At 46.3% G+C, this 339-nt stretch carries 1 protein-coding gene; it reads left to right on the plus strand.

Annotated features, from left to right (window positions below; translation table 11 throughout):
- Window positions 1-339 (plus strand): hypothetical protein (locus ZA07_RS16100; protein ID WP_197276674.1); only part of this gene is annotated, 339 nt, incomplete at both ends.

A 339-nucleotide genomic window follows, 5' to 3' on the forward strand; every position in this document is an offset into this window, starting at 1 on the left:
TTTCTGATGATTGTGGGGAAACTGGTTCGGCTACAGTAACTTTTACTGCCACTGATGGTTGTGGAAATGCAGCATCTACTACCGCTACATTTACTATTATAGACACAATTGCTCCGGTTGCTCCTGAGGCTCCTGCAGATATCACTTATGAGTGTATCGGCGACATGCCTGCTGCTGGTGAGTTGACTGCTACAGACAACTGTGCTGGTGACATTACAGCTACTGCTGTAGATAGCATGGACGACACAGATCCTTGTAACATCGTGGTGACCAGAACGTGGACATTCACTGATGCATGTAACAATTCATCTTCGGTGTCACAGACCATCACCATTCAAG

Origin of the sequence: Mangrovimonas sp. ST2L15, assembly GCF_001280515.1 — a bacterium.
GTDB classification, from domain to species: Bacteria; Bacteroidota; Bacteroidia; order Flavobacteriales; family Flavobacteriaceae; genus Mangrovimonas; species Mangrovimonas futianensis.